Consider the following 15,590-nt stretch of genomic DNA (forward strand, 5'->3'; position numbering starts at 1 on the left):
CCACCGTGAGCGACACGCCGCCACCGATCCGTGTGCTCGTCTGCGACGACCAGGCGCTGGTGCGGACCGGCTACGCCACCATCTTCTCCGCGCAGCCCGACATGGAGGTCGTCGGGGAGGCCGAGAACGGCCACGAGGCGGTGGAGGCGGCGCGGCGGCTGCGCCCCGACGTGGTCGTGATGGACATCCGGATGCCCCTGCTCGACGGCATCCAGGCGACGCGGCGACTGGCCGGTCCCGACGTCGACGGCGCGCCGAAGATACTGGTCGTCACCACCTTCAACGTCGACGCCCACGTCTACGACGCACTGCGCGCCGGAGCGAGCGGCTTCCTCCTCAAGGACGCTCCTCCGGCGGAGCTGGTCAACGGCATCCGGACCGTCGCCCGCGGCGAGGCACTGCTGGCCCCCGCCGTCACCCGCCACCTCATCGGCCACTACGCCCGGCACGTGCGGCCGGCCGACACCTCCCGGCCGGCCCGGCAGGAGGTCGTGCGCGCGCTGACCCCCCGCGAGCTGGAGGTGCTCCAGCTGATCGCCGAGGGGCTGTCGAACGCGGAGATCGCCGCGGCGATGTTCATCACGCCCGAGACCGTCAAGACCTACGTGTCGCGCATCCTGGCCAAACTCGGCCTGCGCGACCGCGTCCAGGCCGTCGTCCTCGCCCACCGCGTCGGACTGGTGTCCGGCACGCAGTGAACGGGCCGGCATGCGGCGGGTCTACTTCAGCAGGGTGGCGTCGCCCAGTGCGACCCAGCTGTCCCAGCCGCTGCAGCCGTTCCCGTGCTCGTAGGCGATCTCGAGCCGGAGAACGTCCTTGACCGAAAGGGTCAGATCGCGGGGCGCTCCCAGCGTGACCTCTCCCGTCCAGAGGGTCTTGCCGTCGGCGGTGACGGTCAGTGAGCCGGAGGTTGCCGCCGAGTTGTCGTCGATCCCGGCGGTGAAGGTGAACGTGTCCCACTGCGTACCCAGGTTGTACGAGACGGACCCACGCGCCGGACAGGTCGAGTCCGACGCGAGCGAGTCCGGGTACTCCTTGCCCCGGAACGTCACGCGCTTGGGGACGATCCGTGTGCCTTCGACCTGCTCGAGGGTGCTCAGCAGCACCTTCTCGGCATCGCTCCCTTCCTCCGGCGAGCCGGTCGGAGTCGGCAGGTCCGATTCCCTCTCCGTCGGGGTGGGCGTTCGTTCGGCGGCGACATCCGTGGGCTCCGGGCCGCTGGACGAGGTGGCCGGGCTCGAGGCCGCCGGAGCTGCCTTCGCCGGGCCCTCGGACTTGTTCGACGTCGCCCAGACCGTGGCGACGATCCCGATCACCGGGACCAGGATCCCGATCACCCACCAGGCCCACGTGGGCGGTTGGCCCGGTCTCCGCTCCTCCTGCCGCGCAGGCGCCCCGTCGTTCGCGCTCTCACTCACCGGCCCGCTCCCTCCCCCGAGTCACGTGTTCGAGGGATACCCACGAGGGCTCCGTTGCACGCTCACCGCGGCGTGGGCCGCGGGCGCCGTCCCCAACAGGGCGCCAGCGGGGCGGTGGTGACGTCCGGACCTGGTCCGCGCAGGTGGGCCAGGTGCTGGGCGATCTCCGCCTCGGTGACGAGCCCGCCCGCGACCGGTCGACGCCACCGTGGGCGGGCCGTCGCCGGCGAAGGACGCGGCATCGTCCGCCCTGCCTGCGCGAACGGCGAAGCGCGGGAAGCCGGACGTTAGGTCGAACGGGTGGCGGCCGGGGGTTCGGACGCGTTCAGACGCCCAGCGCGTCGAACAGCGCCTGGACCACCCGGTCGACGCCGCCGGGGCCGGTGAGCAGGGCCTTGTCGTGCTGATTGGTGAGGAACCCGCACTCGGCGATGAACGCTCGCCGGTTGCCGACCTCGCCGGCCTTCCGGGTGCCGTAGTACTTCCTCAGGTTCTCGGTGTAGTTGTCGTCGCGGAAGCCACCGGACCAGCCACGCCGCTCGTAGGCGTGTTTCCACGCCTGCGCGAGGGACTGTCCGGCGGCGTCGCGGTAGCCGACGCTCGCGCCCCGTGCGTTCTGATGGAGTGACCCGTCGCAGTGGAAGGCGACGAACGCGTCACCGGCGTACTGCTCCAGGGGCTCGTCGGCCTTGATGACGCGCAGGTGCCAGAGTTCCCGGCCCGGCGGGCCCGGCTTCGCCAGCTCTTCGGCACAGGCGTCGGCCACCGCCTTGGCGAACACCTGCTCACCGGGCGTGCCGGTGGCGCCCGAGGTGCGGAAGCAATGACCCATCTGCACCACGAGGACCTTCGCGGCCGGCCCCTCCTCCTCGTCCCGCGGCAGGGGCGCGGCGTCGGACTCCCCTGCCGTGGCGTGTACGGGGGCGGCGCCGGCGTCGGGGAGATAGCGGTCGTTCTCCGGGCCGCCTTCCGCCTCGGAGCCGGGTTCGTGTTCGTGAGTCATGAGGGTCCCTGCGTTCCTGCTCCGGGCGGGGACGGACGCACCGCACCTCTCACGAGCCTAGGCCGCCCTCCCGCACGACGCGATTCGGCGGGGGAGGCGGACCCCGGGTGACCGGGGCCGGTGATCGGCGCGCACCTATAGTGAGCCGCATGAGCCGTTGGAACGACTTGACCGGGGGAAGGTCCGGAGAGGACTACGCCGCACGGTTCGCCGCACTGGCCCGCAGCGGCAAGGACGTGCACGGCGAGGCGCGGTTCTGCGCCGCGCTCGTGCCGCCCGGGGCGCGGGTGCTGGACGCCGGGTGCGGCACCGGCCGGGTCATGATCCGGCTGGCGGAGCTCGGGTACGACTGCGTCGGCGTGGACCTCGACGCGTCGATGCTGGCGGTGGCCCGGCGTGAGGCACCCGAGCTGCCCTGGTACCAGGCCGACCTGGCCGAGTTCGACCCGCGGGCCCTCGGCGTCGCCGCGGACTTCGACCTGGTCGTCGTCGCCGGGAACGTCTTCCAGCTGGTCGCCGAGGGGACCGTCGCCGCGGCGCTCGAGCGCCTGACCGCGGCGCTGCGCCCGGGCGGCCTGCTGGTCTCCGGCTTCGGCCTGGACGCGGACCACCTGCCGGTGCCGCCCAGCCTCACCCTGCGTCAGTACGACGACCACTGCGGTGCGGCGGGCCTCACCCTCGTCGACCGCTTCGGCACGTGGGACGCGGACCCCTACGACGGCGGCGGATACGTGGTCAGCGTCCACCACCGCTGAAGCCGACGGCACGGGCCCCCAGGCTCCGGTCCGGGCGCGTCCAGATCCGGGCGGCGGGCCTGCGGACCCGCCCCGTGGCCGCGCGCCACGGCGGCAGGTCCCGGCAAGGGAGGCTACCCCTCGCGGTCGGGGCGGACCTCGATCTCCCGCCCCTGCCAGCGCCTGCGCAGCCAGCGGTCGTGGCTGGCCAGCACGATCGCCCCGGGCCCGCTGCCCAGCGCCTCCTCCAGCTCGTCGCACAGGCTCGGCGACAGGTGGTTCGTGGGTTCGTCGAGGAGCAGCAACTGCGGCGGCCGCGCCACCAGCACGGCCAGCGCGAGCCGCCGGCGCTGCCCGACCGAGAGCCTGCCGACCGGCCGGTCGAGGTCCGTCTCGTGCAGCAGGCCCAGCGAGCCGAGCGGCACCGCCTCGGCCCGCTCGGCGCCCAGTGCCAGCCGGTAGGTGACCCGGACGGACCGGTCCGGCCGCTCGAAGACGGTGTCCTGGGCGAGCTGTCCCACGGTCAGTCCGGCCCGCCGCCGCACCTCGCCCCGGGGCACGAGCCGCCCGGCCAGCACCGCCAGCAGGGTCGACTTGCCGGCCCCGTTCCCACCGGTGACAAGGAGACGGTCGGTCACCGGCACCTCCGCGCTCACCGGTGCGAGCCGCCCCGGCACCCGCACGCGGTCCAGGGACACCAGCGGGCCGTCCCCCTCCTCCTCCGCCACCGGCGCGGCCAGCGCCGTGCTCCCGAACCGCAGCGGCCTGGGCGGCGCGGCGACCTGGGAGCGCTCCAGTTCCTCGAGGCGGCGGACGGCCTGGCGCACCCGCCGGGAGATCTGGCTCTGGACCCGGCCGGCGCGGTGGCCGTAGCCCATCTTCTCGTTGTCCCGCGGGCCCCGGTCCGGCGCGACGCGGTGCGCGGTGACCCGCGCGGAGACCCGCAGAGCCTGGAGTTCCTCCTGCTCCTCGGCCCAGCGCCGCTCCCAGCGCTCGCGCGCGGCCCGCTTCCCAGCCAGGTAGTCGCTGTAGTTGCCGCCGTGACGGACCGGGCCGTCCACCGCCGGGTCGAGGTCGACCAGGTCCGTGCACACCGCGTCCAGGAAGGCCCGGTCGTGACTGGCCAGGACGACGACTCCGGGCAGGGCCCGCAGCCGCTCCTCGAGGAAGGCCGCGGCGGCGTCGTCGAGATGGTTGGTCGGTTCGTCCAGCAGCAGGGCGGAGGGCTGCCGGACCAGCAGCGCGGCCAGGGCGAGCCGGCCACGCTGCCCGCCGGAAAGTGATCCCAGGGTCCGGTCGTGCCCGAGGGCGCCCAGACCGAGACCGTCGAGCACCAGCACGGCACGCCGGTCGGCGTCCCAGGCCTCCCGCTCCTGGGCGTGTTCGAGGCGGCCGCCGTACGCGTCGAGCAGGCCGGTGTACCCGGGCGCGTCCTCGGCGGTCCGCGCGAGCCGCTCGGCGAGCCGTTCCAGCTCGGCGAGGTCCTCCCTGGCCTCGCGCAGCGCGTCGTCGAGGACGGCGGCGATCGTCGAACCGCTGTCGTACGGCATCTCCTGCTGGAGGAAGCCCAGGTCGGGCGGCCTGATGACGTCACCGGCGTCGGGCTCGTCCGCCCCGGCGAGCAGGCGCAGCAGGGTCGACTTGCCGACGCCGTTCTCTCCGATCAGGCCGATGCGGTGTCCCGGTGAGGCGGTGAGGGAGACGCCGTCGAGCACGCGCCGGCCGTCGAGCGTGCGGACGAGGTCGTGGGCGAGCAGAGGGGGCTGAGGCATGAGGTCCGTTCCACGTGATCGGTGTACGGCCCGCGGGGCGGTGCGCCTCGGCGCGGGCCAGGTCGACACGCCGACGGCTCACACCTCGGGGCGCCCCGTCTCGCCGAGTTCGCCGTCGGCCAGACGCAGCCACCGCCGCACGCCGATCTCCCGCAGGAACCGCTCGTCGTGGCTGACCACCACGAAGGCCCCCTGGTAGGAGTTGAGCGCGCTCTCCAACTGGCCCGTGCTGAGCAGGTCGAGGTTGTTCGTCGGCTCGTCCAGGAGCAACAGGTGCGGTGCCGGCTCCGCGCACAGGACGCAGGCCAGGGTGGCGCGCAGGCGCTCCCCACCGGAGAGCACGCCGACGGGCAGATGGGCGCGGGGCCCCCTGAAGAGGAAGCGGGCGAGCAGGTTCATCCGCTCGGCCTCCGGCCGCCGCGGGGCGTGGTCGGCGAAGTTCTCGGCGACCGTGCGGTCCAGGTCCAGCAGGTCCAGACGCTGCGACAGATGGGCTACCCGGCCGTCGGCCCGCTTGACCACGCCGCTCCCCGGCGCCAGGTCGCCGCTCAGCAGCCGCAGCAGAGTGCTTTTCCCGGCGCCGTTGGGGCCGGTCAGCGCGATGCGCTCCGGGCCGCGGATCGTCAGGTCGACGCCGTCGGCGGCGAACACCTCCTCGTCCCCGAGGCGCACGCGGAGCCGCTCGCCGAGGAACAGGGTGCGCCCGGCGGGCACGTGGGTGTCCGGCAGGTCCAGCGTGATGCGCTGCTCGTCGCGCAGCGCGCGCCCGGCCTCGTCCAGCCGGGCCTGTGCCTCGCCGACCCGGCCGGCGTGCACCTGGCCCGCCCGGCCCGCGGACTCCTGCGCACCCCGCTTCATGTTCCCGGCGAAGATGCGGGGGAGCCCGGCGTTCCGCAGGTTGCGGGCGGCGTTGCTCTGCCGGCGTTCGGCGCGCTCGCGGGCCTGCTGCATCTCCCGCTTCTCGCGCTTCAGTTCCTGCTCGGCATTGCGGACGTTCCTCTGCGCGGCCTCCTGCTCGGCCCGCACCGCCTGTTCGTAGTCGGTGAAGTTGCCGCCGTAGAAGCGCAGTTCGCCGGAATCGAGCTCGGCGATGCTCTCCATGCGGTCGAGCAGCGCGCGGTCGTGGCTGACCAGGAGCAGGCAGCCGTCGAAGTCCTCCAGCACGTCGTACAGCTTGTGGCGGGCCTCGGCGTCGAGGTTGTTGGTGGGCTCGTCGAGCAGGAGCACGTCGGGCCGCTTCAGCAACTGGGCGGCGAGGCCGAGGGAGACGATCTGGCCGCCGCTGAGCGTGCTCAGGCTCCGGTCCAGGGTGAGGCCGGCCAGGCCCAGGCGGTCGAGCTGGGCGCGGGTGCGTTCCTCGATGTCCCAGTCGTCGCCGATGGTGGCGAAGTGCTCCTCGGCGACGTCCCCGGACTCCACGGCGTCGATGGCGCGGATGACGGCGGCGACGCCCAGTACCTCGGCGACGGTGAGGTCGCCGGTCAGGGGCAGGGTCTGCGGGAGGTGGCCGAGGGTGCCGGAGACGGAGACCGACCCGGTGCGGGGCCGCAGTTCACCGGCGATCAGCTTGAGCAGCGTGCTCTTGCCGGTGCCGTTGGGCGCCACGAGGCCGGTGCGGCCGGAGGCGACGGTGAAGGACAGGTCCTGGAAGACGGGGGTGTCGTCGGGCCAGGAGAAGGACAGGCTGGAGCAGACGACGCGGGCGTCGGACATGGAGGTGACCTCGTGAGGATGGAGGCAGAACACTTCTGCCCCGGTGGCAGACAAGGGGGAGGAGGGGACGACAGCGAGGCCACGACGGCGGTGCTTCCGCGCACCGGCCGGTGGCCTGTCGGGTCCGGGTGATCACCCGGAGATGTCGTCGTCCACCACCATGTCTGGGCTCCTCAACAAGCGATCAACGTCTTCAGCAGGGTAACAGCAGGGGCGCGGGGCAGGGCGGAAGCATGGGGAAGGACGCGCGAGCACAAGGACGGCCCGGCGTCACTCGGGCAGGGGCGGACCGCCGTCCGGGGCCGGCCCTGACCGGGAGACGCCGGCCGTCCGGCCCCGGCCGACGGCCCCAAAGGAGCGGCCGGCCGCCGGCCGTGGTCGTCGGGGCTCAGCCCGGGACCGGGGTGAGCAGCACGAAGTCCGCGTCCGACCGGTCGAGGCAGACGGCCATCCGGCCGACGCCCTCCGCGTCCTCGGGCCCCATCTGCACACTGCCGCCGTTCTCGGTGACCCTGGCGACCGCGGCGTCGCAGTCGGTGACGTTGAAGACCGGGTGCCAGTACGGACGGCCGTGCGCCAGGCCGAGGTTCTCCGCGGGCAGCTCCATGAGACCGCCGTGCATCCGTTCCTCGGGGAGCCCGGCGGGGGTGATGAGCGAGTAGGTGCCCCCACCGCCGGGCAGCTCCATGTCGCTGAACCGCCAGCCGAGGACGCCGCCGTAGAACTCCTTCGCGGCGGTGGCGTCGCTCGTGTACAGCTCGGTCCAGGACAGCGAGCCCGGCTGGTCCACCAGTTCGACGCCCTTGTCCGTGCCCGGCTGCCAGACGGCGAACTGTCCGCCCAGGGGGTCGCTGTACTGCGCCATCCGGCCCCATTCGTCGAGGTCCGTGGGGGCCACCCGCACCGTGCCGCCCGCGCCCTCCACGGCCCGGGTCGTGGCGTCCGCGTCCTCGACGCGGTAGTAGATCATCCACGCCGGGCGGGCGCCCTCCTCGGTCAGCTTGCCGAGCCCGGCGACGATCTTGCCGTCCTTGCGGAACATGCCGCCTTCCATGTCCTCGCTCTCGCCCATCGACTCGTAGTCCCAGCCGAGCACGGAGCCGTAGAAGGCCGCGGCTTCGCGCACGTCGGGTGCGCCGAGGTCGAGCCAGCAGGGGGAACCGGGCGCGAAGTCATTGGTGATCATGGTGATGACTCCCTTCCGCAGATCCTTGACGCCTCCAGCGTGGCACGGGGTCGCGGCGGGCGCCCGTCGTGCCGCGGAGGGGTGGGCGGTACGACGCGACGAGGCCCGCGGGAGCGGCGCTGCCGCGGGCCCGGGGCTACTGCGGTTCCGGGCGACCGCGGGCCCGGGGCTACTGCGGTTCCGGGCTGCCGCGAGCCCGCCGCGACCGCCGCGGAAGACCGCGCCCCGGGCGGTGGCCGGGGCTCACCCCGTCCGGTGCTGCTCCTGGACGTCGCAGTCGGTGTAGACCGGCGGTCGCGTCATCAGCTGGGAGAGCCGCCGTGCCAGCTCGTCGGTCTCGGGGGCGTCGCTGTTGGCCATGGCGCTCTCGTGGGAGTCGAACTCCACCACGGCGAGATAGCGGTTCGCGTCGGCCCGGTCCTTCAGCAGCGTGCGGGCGGTGGGAGCGTTGGCCCGGCCCTGCGAACGGGCCTGCTCCTCGTACGCGCGCATCATCTCGCGCACCTCGTCGATGCGCTCCGTCTCGAAGTCGATGATCTGCACGAACTTCATCCGGCGGTCACTCCTCGTCTCTCACGGGCCTGCGGGCGGGGTCCGGTACCCACGGCCACCACGGTGCCGCTCGGGCCAACGAGTCACCGATCACGAGGCAACGGAGCCGACGGCCACGATGAGCCACTTGGGCGGACCCTTCCCCCGCCCGCGACGGGGCCGTCGCCGGGCAGGGCACCGTCAGACCAGTTCGCGTATCCCCGGCCGGTCGCCCCGCGCGTCCCCGGCGGGGCGGGGCCTGCGCATGCCGACGGCGACGCCCGCCGCGACGAGCAGGGCGCCGGTGACGTCTGCGGGCCCCGCGTGGCCGATACCGAGCACGACGGTGGTGAGGAGCGCGCCCACCGGTACCAGTCCGGCGAAGAGGCCCGCGCGGTCCGCGCCGAGGCGGCGCAGCGCGTCGTACCAGAGGAAGAAGGCGGCCGCGGTGACGATCGCGCCGAGGTAGCCGAAGGCGGCCGCCTCGCCGGAGGTGGGCAACCGCAGGGAGGCCGTGCCCTCCATGACGAGGCTCGCGACCAGCAGCATGGGCACGGACAGCGCGGCGGGATAGGCGGCGACCCTCAGCGGACCGAGCTTGGGCAGCAGCGGGACGGCCAGCAGGGAGAAGGCGACCTCGCCGGCGAGTGCGCCCAGGGCCAGCAGGAAGCCCGTCATGCTGCCCGAGCCGAGGCCGGCGGCGACGGCCGTGCCCAGGGCGACCACGAGGGCGGCCCCGACGGTGCGGGGTGCGGGGCGCCGGCGTTCCATCAACGGCCCGACCAGGGCGAGCACCAGAGGCACGGCTCCGACCACAGCGGCGATCATGGCGGGTCCGGCGTGCCGGGTCGCCTCCACGAGGAACACGTTGAACCCGGCCAGGCCGGTGGCGGCCAGCGCGAGCAGCAGGATCACGTCACGCGGCGTCAGCCGCACGCGGGGCAGGCGCTGCTGACGTACCACGGCGAGCAGGATCACCGCGGCGAGCCCATAACGTAAGGCCTGCCCGGCGAAGACCGGGTAGTCGGCGATGGTGGCGGAGACCGCGGTCGAGGTGCCGACCAGCAGCATGGCCGAGGCGGCGCCGACGGGGGCTGCGGAGAGTTTCACGCGGCACGCTCCGACGAGGTCGCGGTGCTGCCCGCCGGCGCGGAGAACCGCGCGGCCGGGCCTGACGACGCTTCGGTGGTGAGGGCGGTGCGGTGCACGAGTTCCTCCTTCGGTCGGCGGTAACTGAGAGTAGACGGTATCAATAAATCCGTGAACTGCAACAGAGCTGATGCAGATATGGCTTGGATCGCATCAGCGATGTACCGTATTGCTGGACAAGTGGTCCAGCGGGAGGTGCGATGGGGCAGACGGCGACACGAACGTTGCGGGCGGACGCGGAGCGCAGTGTGCGCGTGATCCTGGAGGCGGCCGAGCGGGTGCTCGCGGAGGATCCCGGCGCCTCCATGGAGCAGATCGCCGCGGCCGCGGGGGTGGCCCGCACGACGATCCACCGGCGGTTCGCCAACCGGCAGGCGCTGATCGAGACGCTCGCCTCGTCGGCGGCCCGCCAGCTCGCCCAGGCGGTGGAGGACGGCAGGCCGGACACGGCGCCGCCGCTGGTGGCGATGCACCGAATAACGGCCAACGTGCTGGAGGTCAAGAGCGCCTGGGCGTTCGCCCTGGAGCTGCCGGCCGACCCGGACAGCGAGGCCGCCCGCCTCCATCAGGGCATCGCCCGGCGCTGCATCGCCGTGCTGGAACGGGCCCGGGCCGACAAGCTCATCGACGAGGCGGCCGACCTGGACTGGGTGCGCCGGGTCTACTACGCGCTCCTGAGGGAGTCCCTGCAGGACAACGCCGCGGCGGCCGACCCGGACACCCTCGCCGCCCGCATCATCGACACCCTGCTGCACGGAGCCGGCCCGCGCGCCTGAACGCTCCGTGCCGTGTCGCCGCACCCGGCTGCCAGGCCCTGCCGCGCAGCCGGGTGCGTGCGTTCCGCGCGCCGTGTGAAGCGCTTCGACGCGGGCCCGGCGGGGGATCGCGGGAACAGGCGCGGGACGGGGCAACGAGCCCTGACCGGCCGCATCCTCCGAGGCAGTCGAAGCGCTTCGACGTTTTCCGGTCCTCGGTGGACGGGGCGCGTGCGCGGAGTCGAATTTCTTCGACGCCGCGCACACCTTGACGCCGACTCGATCGCGGATCGAAAGTGGGAGCGCTCCCAGCTCAGGCGAGGGGCGACAGGGAACCCGGCGGGGCTCCGTGTCGCCCCTCGCCGGGCGTACCCGTCCGTCGCGTACGGCGAGCGACCGCCGAGCCGCACCCGACGGTTCCGTCCACCACATCCCCCTGCCCCGGTGCTCCCACGGGCGGCGGCACGCCCGCCGCCGGGACTCCCGGCCCGTGCCCGGAGGACACCGGGGCGACGAGGAAGGAACCAACCGTGCACGAGTCCCCTCCCCCCAGGGGCAGACCGCTGCCCGGGCAGACGCCCCGGGCCGAGCGCACCCGTCCGCCACGCTCCGCCCAGCCCCCGCGCCGCACGGCCTTACGGCTCGGAGGCGTGCTGGCGGCCGCCGCCGGTCTGCTGTGCGCCCTGATGCCCGGTGCCATGGCCCGGCCCGACGAGGGCGCGGGCGCCCGCTCGCTGTCCGGGGCCGACGCCGCGGCGGCCGCCGCGGACTGGAAGAACGTCCGCATCGACGGCGGCGGCTTCGTCCCCGGCATCGTCTTCAACCGGTCCGAGCCCGATCTCGCCTACGCCCGCACCGACATCGGCGGCGCGTACCGCTGGGTGGAGTCGAGCAAGAGCTGGACCCCGCTGCTGGACCACGTCGGCTGGGACGACTGGGGCCACACCGGTGTCATCGGCCTCGCCTCCGACAGCGTGGACCCGGACAAGGTCTACGCGGCGGTCGGCACGTACACCAACGACTGGGACCCCGGCAACGGCGCCGTGCTGCGCTCCGGGGACCGGGGCGAGACCTGGGCCAAGGCCGACCTGCCGTTCAAGCTGGGCGGGAACATGCCCGGCCGGGGCATGGGGGAGCGCCTCGCCGTCGACCCCCACCGCAACAGCGTGCTCTACCTTGGGGCGCCGAGCGGCAACGGCCTGTGGCGTTCCACCGACAGCGGCGCGACCTGGTCGGAGGTGACCTCGTTCCCCAACCCGGGGACGTACATCGCCGATCCGAGCGACACGGGCGGCTACAACGGCGACATCCAGGGCATCTCCTGGGTGACCTTCGACGAGACGACGGGCAGCGCGGGCTCCGCCACCCGGACGATCTACGTCGGTGTCGCCGACAAGGAGAACAACGTCTACCGGTCGACCGACGCCGGCGCCACGTGGTCCCGGGTGGCCGGGCAGCCGACCGGGCTGCTCGCGCACAAGGGCGTTCTGGACGCCGAGAACGGCTACCTCTACCTCCCCTACAGCGACACCGGCGGCCCGTACGACGGTTCCACCGGCCAGGTGTGGCGGTACGACACCGGCAGCGGCGAGTGGACGGACATCAGCCCGATGCCTGCCGCGGACACCTACTTCGGCTACAGCGGGCTGAGCGTGGACCGGCAGAACCCCGGCACGGTGATGGTCACCGGCTACAGCTCCTGGTGGCCGGACACGCAGATCTTCCGCACCACCGACAGCGGCGAGAACTGGACCAGGGCCTGGGAGTACAGCTCCTACCCGAACCGTTCGAACCGCTACACCATGGACATCTCCTCGGTCCCCTGGCTCGACTGGGGCGCCAATCCGACTCCGCCGGAGCAGACCCCGAAGCTCGGGTGGATGACGGAGGCGCTGGAGATCGACCCCTTCGACTCCGACCGGATGATGTACGGTACCGGCGCGACGATCTTCGGCACCGAGAACCTCACCCAGTGGGACGGCGGCGGCAAGCCCGTCATCAAGCCCATGGTGAAGGGGCTCGAGGAGACCGCCGTCCTCGACCTGGTGGCCCCGCCCAGCGGCGCCACGCTGATCAGCGGCCTCGGCGACGTCGGCGGCTTCCGGCACACCTCCCTGGACACGGTCCCGGCGAAGATGTTCCAGTCGCCCAACTTCACCTCCACCACCAGCCTCGACTACGCGGAGACCAACCCGAACACGGTGGTCCGGGTGGGCAACGTGGACAGCGGTGCCCACGTGGCGTTCTCCTCCGACAACGGCGCCAACTGGTACGCGGGTTCCGACCCGTCGGGCGTCACCGGCGGAGGCACCGTCGCGGCGGCGGCGGACGGCAGCCGCTACGTGTGGAGCCCGGAGGGAGCGGGCGTGCACGCCGGGTCGGGCTCCTCCTGGACGGCCTCCTCCGGTATCCCGGCCGGAGCCGTCGTGGAGTCGGACCGGGTGGACCCGAAGAAGTTCTACGGGTTCAAGGACGGAGCCTTCTACGTCAGCACCGACGCCGGCGCGACCTTCACCAAGCGCGCGTCCACCGGGCTGCCGACGGGCACGGCCGTCCGCTTCAAGGCCGTCCCCGGCCGCAACGGCGACGTCTGGCTGGCCGGCGGTGAGGAGGACAAGACGTACGGGCTGTGGCACTCGACCGATTCCGGGGCGACGTTCACCAAGGTGGGCGGCGTCCAGGAGGCCGACACCATCGGCTTCGGCAAGGCGGCCCCGGGCGCCACCTACCAGACCCTCTACACCAGTGCCAAGATCGACGGGGTCCGCGGCATCTTCCGCTCCACCGACGCGGGCGCCAACTGGGTCAGGGTCAACGACGACCAGCACCAGTGGGGCTGGACCGGTTCCACGATCACCGGCGACCCGCGCACGTACGGGCGGGTCTACGTCTCCACCAACGGCCGCGGCATCGTCTACGCGGACACCGCCGGCATACCCTCGCCGACCGGTCCCACGGACCCGCCGGACCCGACCGACCCGCCGGACCCGACCGACCCGCCGGACCCCGGTGGCCCGGACGGAGCCTGCACCGTGGACCACCGCGTCACCAACCAGTGGCAGGGCGGTTTCCAGGCGGAGGTCAAGCTCACCAACACCGGCGACAGCGCGTGGGACGGCTGGAAGCTCGGCTGGACCTACCCGGACGGCCAGCGGATCACGCAGCTCTGGAACGGCACCCACACCCAGAGCGGTGACCGGGTCACGGTGACCAACGTGTCGTACAACGGCCGCGTCGCGCCCGGCGGTTCGGTGACCGTCGGCTTCACCGGGACGTCGACGGGGAGCAACGGCACCCCGGACGACTTCACCCGTGACGGAGCCGCCTGCGGCTGATCCAGCGGCGTCCAGCGGGACCGCCACAGGGCGAGGGCCGCGACCGGTCATTGGTCGCGGCCCTCGCTTCGTCGGCCTCCCGGGAGCGGGCGCGGGCGCGGCCGCGCTGCCGGGGGACCGCGGCGGCGCCCGGCCGCCTACCGTGCGAAGTACTCCGACATCAGGCCGCCGACCCAGTCCGGCTGGCGGACGTCGCGCGGGAGGAACTCCGCCATCGCCGGCTTCAGGTCGACGACCGGCGTGCCGGAGACCGCGTCCAGGCCCACCACCGTGAGCTCACGGCCGCGGACGGATTCGACGGCGCAGCACGTCACCCCGATGCGGTTCGGTCTGCGGGGGCCGCGGCCGGCGAAGACGCCGACGGGCGGGAGGTCGGCGCGGCCGCGGTAGGGGCGGGGTGTGCGGTGGTCGTCCTCTTCCGGGAACTGGTCGAAGACGAAGAGGACCTCCACGTGGGAGAAGCCCTCCAGTCCCTGGAGGCAGGTGTCGCCGAAGCGCTGGTCGACGAGGATGGTGCTGCGGACGGCGCCCCAGTGGTCCGTGTGCTGGACGTCCGTCCTGTCGTTCCGGACCGTACCTATCGGCGTGATCTCGAAGCTCGGCATGGCCCGAGGCTGCTCCCCGGGGGAGGCGCGCAGGCGTGTCCCGCCGGACGGTGGGGTCCGGCGGGACGTGGGTGGAGCGAGTGGGCCTGCCTCAGCGGAAGTTGACGTCGCTGCAGAAGAAGTACGTCTGGTCCATGTGCGAGGCCTGCCAGATGGTGTAGAACACCGCCCGGCCGCTGCGTCCCGGCACGCTCACGGGGATGTTGTACTCACTGCCGGGGGCGTAGCGGCTGGTGCGGGTGACCAGCTGCAGGTCGTTCCAGGTCAGTGCCTGGGTGAGCGGGTTGAAGCCCTGCCGGGTGACGTAGACCAGGATGTAGTCCGCGCCGTGGCTCGCCTGGTCGTGCAGCCGGAGGGTGAGGTTGCTGCCGACGTCCGTGGCCTTCCAGTTGCCCACGGTGTCCATGGCGTTGTAGCGGCCGCTCTCGGTCCGGCCGCCGCTGCAGAGCTGGCCGTTGGGGATGACCGCCTGGAAGTTGCCCGCGGAACCGTTGCGGTACAGGCCGTTCCAGTTCCACATGGCGTTGGTGTCCGTCTGCCAGGCCTGCCAGCACATGGGGTCCTGCTGCTGCATGGCCGGGTTCTGGAAGTCGCTGCCCCAGCGCTGCCAACACCCGTAGTTGCGGGTGGCTGGGTCGACGACCGACCCGTGGGCGTAGGCGGTGCCGCTCCCCGGGACCAGGGAGAACAGTGCGGTGACGACCAGGGTGAGGAGGAGGAACGGCGCCCGGCGTAACCGGCCGGCGATGTCGGAACGTGTCATGGGTGTCCTCTTTCGCGTGGGGCTTGGGGACAGCGGACAAGAAGTGGGAGCGCTCCCATATAAAGGTTGCGTACATGTCAACGTCGTGCAACATTCGATTGCGCCACTTTCCCGCCGTGCACCGGTGGAACCCAGGCCCCTCGACCGGACGGTGTGCGGCCTGATTGAATCGGGGCATGAACCAGCGCCAGGACCTCACGCGTCGACGCCACGTCGACCTCGTGCGTGTGTCCAGTGCCCTGTGTTCCGCTCCGGCCGCCCGCTGAGACGGGTCCTTCCGGCGCCCCGCCTCCCGTCGCGGCCCGCGCTCGCGGCCGGCGGCCCGTGGCACCGGGTGCTCCGCGCCGCGCCGCGTTCCGTCGTCCCGCACCCGTGCCGTTCTGCTGACCTGCCGTCCTGAGCTTCCCGGACCTGTGCGTCCGTGACGTGCGGATCCGCGGGGCGCTACACCCGGCGCGTGCGGCGTCCGGGCGTTCGGCGCCCGGGCCGGGGAGTCGTCCTGACGCGCTGCCGGAGGGCCGCTCCGGGCGTGGGCGAAAACCGCCGTCCGCAGCCTCCCCCCACCCGACTCCGCCCGACTCCACCCGAGGAGCTGACACTCCGCCATGTCCGAAACACCTCCAGAG

General features: G+C 73.0%; 14 protein-coding genes. 5 read left to right on the plus strand and 9 right to left on the minus strand.

Annotated features, from left to right (window positions below):
• Window positions 1-5 precede the first annotated feature (5 nt).
• Complete coding sequence (locus GBN72_RS04660; RefSeq protein WP_151770944.1) at window positions 6-698, plus strand: response regulator; 693 nt, start codon at window positions 6-8, stop codon at window positions 696-698.
• A 21-nt stretch (window positions 699-719) separates the two neighbouring features.
• Here the strand turns inward: GBN72_RS04660 and GBN72_RS04665 are convergent, their stop codons facing one another.
• A complete protein-coding gene (locus GBN72_RS04665) occupies window positions 720-1,418 on the minus strand; it encodes an NPCBM/NEW2 domain-containing protein (RefSeq protein ID WP_151770310.1) in 699 nt (232 codons plus the stop codon).
• A 325-nt stretch (window positions 1,419-1,743) separates the two neighbouring features.
• Window positions 1,744-2,421 (minus strand): N-acetylmuramoyl-L-alanine amidase, encoded by a 678-nt coding sequence (locus GBN72_RS04670; protein ID WP_151770311.1) that lies wholly within the window; start codon window positions 2,419-2,421, stop codon window positions 1,744-1,746.
• A gap of 149 nt (window positions 2,422-2,570) precedes the next feature.
• Here GBN72_RS04670 and GBN72_RS04675 point away from each other — a divergent pair, with 149 nt between their 5' ends.
• Window positions 2,571-3,176, plus strand: a complete 606-nt coding sequence (locus GBN72_RS04675; RefSeq protein WP_151770312.1) for a class I SAM-dependent methyltransferase — start codon at window positions 2,571-2,573, stop codon at window positions 3,174-3,176.
• Between the two features lie 113 nt (window positions 3,177-3,289).
• Here GBN72_RS04675 and GBN72_RS04680 read toward each other — a convergent pair whose 3' ends face one another.
• The 5 genes from GBN72_RS04680 to GBN72_RS04700 form a co-directional block, all read right to left on the minus strand.
• Window positions 3,290-4,927, minus strand: a complete 1,638-nt coding sequence (locus GBN72_RS04680; protein WP_151770313.1) for an ABC-F family ATP-binding cassette domain-containing protein — start codon at window positions 4,925-4,927, stop codon at window positions 3,290-3,292.
• Between the two features lie 78 nt (window positions 4,928-5,005).
• Entirely contained in the window at window positions 5,006-6,640 is a 1,635-nt protein-coding gene (abc-f, locus tag GBN72_RS04685) for a ribosomal protection-like ABC-F family protein (protein WP_151770314.1), read from the minus strand.
• Window positions 6,641-7,028: 388 nt separating this feature from the next.
• Window positions 7,029-7,826: a VOC family protein gene (locus GBN72_RS04690; protein WP_151770315.1), complete on the minus strand. Its 798-nt coding sequence runs from the start codon at window positions 7,824-7,826 to the stop codon at window positions 7,029-7,031.
• 243 nt (window positions 7,827-8,069) lie between these two features.
• Window positions 8,070-8,378, minus strand: a complete 309-nt coding sequence (locus tag GBN72_RS04695) for a hypothetical protein (RefSeq protein WP_151770316.1) — start codon at window positions 8,376-8,378, stop codon at window positions 8,070-8,072.
• A gap of 180 nt (window positions 8,379-8,558) precedes the next feature.
• Entirely contained in the window at window positions 8,559-9,467 is a 909-nt protein-coding gene (locus tag GBN72_RS04700) for a DMT family transporter (RefSeq protein WP_218042018.1), read from the minus strand.
• 239 nt (window positions 9,468-9,706) lie between these two features.
• Between GBN72_RS04700 and GBN72_RS04705 the strand changes: the two genes are divergently transcribed.
• Window positions 9,707-10,282: a TetR/AcrR family transcriptional regulator gene (locus tag GBN72_RS04705; RefSeq protein WP_151770317.1), complete on the plus strand. Its 576-nt coding sequence runs from the start codon at window positions 9,707-9,709 to the stop codon at window positions 10,280-10,282.
• A 542-nt stretch (window positions 10,283-10,824) separates the two neighbouring features.
• The gene (locus GBN72_RS04710; protein ID WP_369695878.1) at window positions 10,825-13,596 is read left to right on the plus strand and encodes a cellulose binding domain-containing protein; all 2,772 of its coding nucleotides are present in this window, start codon (window positions 10,825-10,827) and stop codon (window positions 13,594-13,596) included.
• A 137-nt stretch (window positions 13,597-13,733) separates the two neighbouring features.
• On the opposite strand, the gene GBN72_RS04715 is transcribed toward GBN72_RS04710, so the two are convergent.
• Entirely contained in the window at window positions 13,734-14,201 is a 468-nt protein-coding gene (locus GBN72_RS04715) for an SAM-dependent methyltransferase (RefSeq protein WP_151770318.1), read from the minus strand.
• A 91-nt stretch (window positions 14,202-14,292) separates the two neighbouring features.
• A complete protein-coding gene (locus GBN72_RS04720; RefSeq protein ID WP_151770319.1) occupies window positions 14,293-14,964 on the minus strand; it encodes a lytic polysaccharide monooxygenase auxiliary activity family 9 protein in 672 nt (223 codons plus the stop codon).
• Window positions 14,965-15,140: 176 nt separating this feature from the next.
• On the opposite strand from GBN72_RS04720, the gene GBN72_RS36005 reads away from it, so the two are divergent.
• On the plus strand, window positions 15,141-15,230 hold the full coding sequence (locus tag GBN72_RS36005; protein WP_369695873.1) for a putative leader peptide: 90 nt from the start codon (window positions 15,141-15,143) through the stop codon (window positions 15,228-15,230).
• The last annotated feature ends 360 nt before the right edge of the window (window positions 15,231-15,590 follow it).

The organism is Streptomyces abyssomicinicus (genome assembly GCF_008974245.1).
GTDB classification, from domain to species: Bacteria; Actinomycetota; Actinomycetes; order Streptomycetales; family Streptomycetaceae; genus Streptomyces; species Streptomyces abyssomicinicus.

Bases quoted from the DNA above. Each gene is read 5' to 3' on its own strand.
- GBN72_RS04670 (WP_151770311.1), bottom strand. From the start codon at position 2,421: ATGACTCACGAACACGAACCCGGCTCCGAGGCGGAAGGCGGCCCGGAG.
- GBN72_RS04675 (WP_151770312.1), top strand. From the start codon at position 2,571: ATGAGCCGTTGGAACGACTTGACCGGGGGAAGGTCCGGAGAGGACTAC.
- GBN72_RS04680 (WP_151770313.1), bottom strand. From the start codon at position 4,927: ATGCCTCAGCCCCCTCTGCTCGCCCACGACCTCGTCCGCACGCTCGAC.
- abc-f (WP_151770314.1), bottom strand. From the start codon at position 6,640: ATGTCCGACGCCCGCGTCGTCTGCTCCAGCCTGTCCTTCTCCTGGCCC.
- GBN72_RS04690 (WP_151770315.1), bottom strand. From the start codon at position 7,826: ATGATCACCAATGACTTCGCGCCCGGTTCCCCCTGCTGGCTCGACCTC.
- GBN72_RS04695 (WP_151770316.1), bottom strand. From the start codon at position 8,378: ATGAAGTTCGTGCAGATCATCGACTTCGAGACGGAGCGCATCGACGAG.
- GBN72_RS04705 (WP_151770317.1), top strand. From the start codon at position 9,707: ATGGGGCAGACGGCGACACGAACGTTGCGGGCGGACGCGGAGCGCAGT.
- GBN72_RS04715 (WP_151770318.1), bottom strand. From the start codon at position 14,201: ATGCCGAGCTTCGAGATCACGCCGATAGGTACGGTCCGGAACGACAGG.
- GBN72_RS04720 (WP_151770319.1), bottom strand. From the start codon at position 14,964: ATGACACGTTCCGACATCGCCGGCCGGTTACGCCGGGCGCCGTTCCTC.
- GBN72_RS36005 (WP_369695873.1), top strand. From the start codon at position 15,141: ATGAACCAGCGCCAGGACCTCACGCGTCGACGCCACGTCGACCTCGTG.